The organism is Nocardioides sp. P5_C9_2 (assembly GCF_054049555.1).
Map to the genome: position 1 here is coordinate 1 of NZ_JBFUMD010000319.1, position 4,697 is coordinate 4,697.

A 4,697-nucleotide genomic window follows, 5' to 3' on the forward strand; every position below is an offset into this window, starting at 1 on the left:
GTGCCCGGGTGGTCGATCGCTACACCGGCGTCGTCGAGCACCTCACCGACCACGCCGAGACCGCGATCCAGAACCTCCTCGCCCTCGACTCGACCCTGAGCGAGCACCTGCGCTCGCCCGACGAGGTGCGGGCGTTCGACGCCGCGGAGCGGCCCGGGTTCCTCGCCGCGAGGCTGCTGGAGGAGCAGGGCAAGCACCGTGCGACGTACCTCGGGGAGATCGACAAGGCGATCTTCGCCATCGACCGGCGCGCCGAGCTGCTCGGGCTGGTCGAGAGCTACCGCAGGCTCAAGGCCGACCTCGGCCTCATGGACTTCTCCGACCAGATCGCGCTGGGCGCCCGGCTGGCCGACGAGCAGCCCGACGTGGGCGCGGCCGAGCGCGACCGGTTCCGCGTGGTGCTCCTCGACGAGTACCAGGACACCTCGGTCGCCCAGGCACTCATGCTGTCGAGGCTGTTCTCCGGGCCCGACGAGGCGTCCGGGCTGGGCCACGCCGTGACCGCGGTGGGCGACCCCAACCAGGCCATCTACGGCTGGCGTGGTGCCTCGGTGTCCAACATCCTCAACTTCGCCGACACCTTCCCGGCCGCTCGCGGGGGAGTCGTCCCGGTGCTGCCGTTGACGGTCAACCGGCGCTCCGACACCCGGATCCTCGACCTGGCCAACGTGCTCGCCCAGCCGTTGTACGACGCCTTCCCGCAGGTCTCGCCACTGGTCGCCGACCCGGGCGCGGCGCCCGGCCTCGTGCAGACCCAGGTCTTCGAGACCCACCGCGAGGAGCTGGCGGCACTCGTCGAGCGCGTCCGCGACGCCCACACCCGCACCGGCGACTGGTCGCGCCTGGGCGTGCTCACTCGCGACAACGCGCACGCCGAGGAGGTCTTCGACGCCCTCACCGGCGCCGACGTGCCGGTCGAGATCGTCGGCCTGTCGGGGCTGCTCCGGCTCCCGGAGGTGGCCGAGATCGTCGCGACCCTGCACCTGATGCACGACGTCACCGCCAACTCCTCCCTGCTGACCCTGCTCACCGGGCCGCGGTGGGCGGTCGGGCCGCGCGACCTGCACCTGCTCGCCCAGCGCGCGGCCGAGCTGTCCGGCGGCCGGGGCCGCGCGCCCGATGCCGTCGAGATCGGCGAGGCGCTCCTCGAGATCGCCGACGGCATCGACCCCGCCGAGGTGCCCGCCCTCGGCGACGCGCTGGAGGACCCGGGAGACGACCCGCCCTACTCCGAGGAGGCCCGGGAGCGCTTCGCCCTGCTCGCCGGCGAGCTGCGGATGCTGCGCTCGCACGTCTCGGAGCCGCTGCTCGACGTCGTACGTCGCGTCATCGACACCTCCGGGGTCGACATCGAGCTCGCGTCGGCGGTCGGCCCGGCGGCCCTGGCCCGTCGCGACAACCTCGACCTCTTCGTCAAGGCGGTCGCGGAGTTCCAGGCGGTCGACGGGGACGTCAGCCTGCCGGCCCTGCTGGCCTACCTCACCGCCGAGGACGACCAGGGCAACGGCCTCGACGCCGCCACACCCAGCGAGGCCGACTCGGTCAAGCTGCTCACCGTGCACCGGTCCAAGGGGCTCGAGTGGCACTCGGTCTTCCTGGTCGGGGTGGGCGAGAGCCGCTTCCCGTCGACCCGGGGCCGGACGTTGTGGACGTCYTCGCCGTCGGTGATGCCGGCGCCCCTGCGCGGCGACGCCGACGACCTCCCGCAGCTCCAGGGCTACGACAAGGCCGCCCTGGACGCCTACCGCGCCGCCTCGAAGACCCACGAGGCCACCGAGGAGCTCCGGCTGGGCTACGTCGCCTTCACCCGCGCCGAGCACGAGATGTGGGTGACGTCCTTCCTCTTCAACGCCCGCAAGAGCCCGTTCGGCCCCTCGCCGTTCCAGGAGACGATGCGGGACGTCATCGCCGGCTGGGGCGAGGAGGTCGCCGGGTGGCTCGACAAGCCCGCCAAGGACGCCGTGCACCCCTACGCCGGCGAGGACCCCTCCCGTCCGTGGCCGCTGACCGGCATCGGTCGCGAGGCCCGGCTGCGCCTCGCCGCGGCGGAGGCGGTGCGAGACGTCGACCCCGCGGCCCCCGACGAGGGGCTCGACGTCGTCACCGCCGGGCAGGTGGCCGACTGGGACGCCGCCATCGAGCGCCTGCTGGCCGAGGCCCGCGCCGACCGCGGCGGCCAGATCCGGGTGGAGCTTCCCTCCAGCCTGTCCGCGACGGCCCTCAGCCGGCTGCGCGACGATCCCCAGCAGTTCGCCCGCGAGCTGGCCCGGCCGATGCCGCGCAAGCCATCGTCGGCGGCACGGTTCGGCACCCGCTTCCACGCCTGGGTCGAGTCGCGCTTCGACCAGCCCGAGCTCATCCCCTACGACGAGCTCGAGGGGCGTGCCGACGCCGGCATCGACGACGAGTCCGACCTGGCCGAGCTCGTCGCCCGCTTCGAGTCCGGCCCGTACGCCGACCGCGTCCCCCACGCCGTCGAGGCACCCTTCGCGCTGGTCCTCGCCGGACAGGTGGTCCGCGGCCGGATCGACGCGATCTACACCGACGACGTCGACGGCGAGGCGGGGTTCGTCGTCGTCGACTGGAAGACCAACCGGGCCGCGACGGCCGACCCGCTCCAGCTGGCGATCTACCGGCTGGCCTGGGCCGAGCTCACGGGCACGCCGCTCGAGCGCGTGCGGGCGGTCTTCCACTACGTCCGCACGGGTCAGACGGTCGAGCCGGGCGACCTGCCGGGCCGCGAGGAGCTGGAGCGCATCGTCGTCGGGTGAGTCGGTCGGTCACACCGGCCCTCCCGGCGTCGTCACCGTGGTGGGGGAGCGGTGGGAAGCACCGCACTCGGACGACGCAGGAGGATGGGCACATGGACGACGACGACGCGCTGGCGGAGCGGTTCGAGCGGGCTCGCCCGCGACTGCACGCCGTGGCGACCCGGATGCTGGGAGGCCGGGCAGCCGCCGACGACGCGGTGCAGGAGGCGTGGCTGCGGCTGCACCGCAGCGAGCCCGACGGGATCGACAACCTCGACGGCTGGCTCACCACCGTGGTGTCGCGGATCTGCCTCGACACCCTCAAGTCCGGCACGACCCGACGCGAGCACCCGGTCGACGAGGTGCCTGACCGCGCGGACACGCACGAGCCGGACCCCGCCGAGCAGGCCCTCACCGCCGACGCGGTCGGAGCCGCGCTGCTGGTCGTGCTCGACCAGCTGGGGCCCACGGAGCGGCTGGTCTTCGTCCTGCACGACCTGTTCGGGGTGCCCTTCGACGAGGTGGCGCCCATCGTCGACACCAGCACCGCCAACGCCCGGCAGCTCGCCTCCCGGGCACGCCGCAAGGTCCGGGGTGGCGAGTCCGAGCCCGACCGTCGCCGGCAGCGCGAGGTCGTGGAGGCGTTYCTCGAGGCCGCCCGTGAGGGCCGCTTCGAACGCCTGCTCACCATGCTCGACCCCGACATCGAGCTGCGCGTCGACGCGTTCTCCGTCAGTGCCGCCGCGACCCGTCGCCACCTAGGCGCTCCGGAGCTCGCGCCTCTCGTGCGCGGTCGCGAGGCGGTTGCGGAGGTGTTCAGCGGCAAGGCCGCCGCCGCCCGGCCGGCGTACGTCGACGGCCTCCCCGCCGCCGTGTGGGCGCCCGGCGGCACCACCCGGTCGGCGTGGGTGCTCACCCTCCGCGACGGAGTCATCACCGGGATCGAGATGCTGGGCGACCCCGCCACGCTGGCCGGCCTCGACGTCGAGCTCGCCTGAGCCGCCAGCCCCCGTGGTGGGCGCAGCATGTCAGCTCACCGCGGCGGGCGTGTGACTGGCGGCGTACGACGTCCGGTGTGACCGGATGACTGTCGGCGCCCGCCAGTTGCGGGTCGGCGGCTCCAGAGGATCGGTGGCCAGGCGGGGCCAGCGCATCGTGGCGGGCGCACCGCGGCGGGCGTGTGACTGGCGGCGTACGACGTCCGGWGTGACCGGATGACTGTCGGGGCCCGCCAGTTGCGGGTCGGCGGTCCAGAGTCGCGCCACATCGTCGGCCACGGGCCGGCCCCGGCGGCGACCTGCCGCCACCCTGTAGCGCGTCCGGGGCGGGTCAGTCCGTGAGCGCCGCGGTCAGCGCGATCTCGACCATCGCCCCGAAGGTCTGCTCGCGCTCCTGGGCGGTGGTCTGCTCACCGGTGACGATGTGGTCGGAGACCGTGCAGATCGCCAGCGCCGTACGACCGTGTGCCGCCGCCAGCGTGTAGAGCGCGCTCGCCTCCATCTCGACGCCCAGCACGCCGTGCTCGACCATCGGCGCCATCAGCTCCGCGCGGGGGGAGTAGAAGGAGTCGCTGGAGAAGATCAGCCCGACGTGGGTCGTCGTGCCGGGCATCGCGGCGGCGGCGTCGTACGCGCGACGGAGCAGGTGGAAGTCGGCGACCGGGGCGTAGTCGTAGCCGTGGAAGCGGTGGGTGTTCATGGAGGAGTCGGTGCAGGCGCCGCTGGCGATGATGATGTCCCGGATCGCCACGGCCTCGGTCAGCGCCCCGCACGAGCCGACGCGGACGATCGTCCGGACGTCGTACTCACCGAAGAGCTCGGTCGCGTAGATCGCCAGCGACGGCTGTCCCATCCCCGAGCCCTGGACCGAGACCCGGTGGCCGCGCCAGGTGCCGGTGTAGCCGTACATGCCGCGGACCTCGGTGTAGCAGTCGGCGTCGTCGAGGAA

General features: G+C 73.6%; 3 protein-coding genes. 2 read left to right on the forward strand and 1 reads right to left on the reverse strand.

Going from position 1 to position 4,697, the window contains the following annotated elements:
• Nucleotides 1-2,771 (forward strand): ATP-dependent helicase (locus ACXJKL_RS14990; protein ID WP_457207838.1); only part of this gene is annotated, 2,771 nt, incomplete at its 5' end.
• A gap of 92 nt (nt 2,772-2,863) precedes the next feature.
• Nucleotides 2,864-3,748, forward strand: coding sequence for a sigma-70 family RNA polymerase sigma factor (locus ACXJKL_RS14995; protein ID WP_457207839.1), 885 nt, complete (start codon nt 2,864-2,866; stop codon nt 3,746-3,748).
• Nucleotides 3,749-4,079: 331 nt separating this feature from the next.
• Here the strand turns inward: ACXJKL_RS14995 and deoD are convergent.
• Nucleotides 4,080-4,697, reverse strand: a 618-nt coding sequence (deoD, locus tag ACXJKL_RS15000; RefSeq protein ID WP_457207840.1) for a purine-nucleoside phosphorylase, incomplete at its 5' end; no start/stop codon positions are given.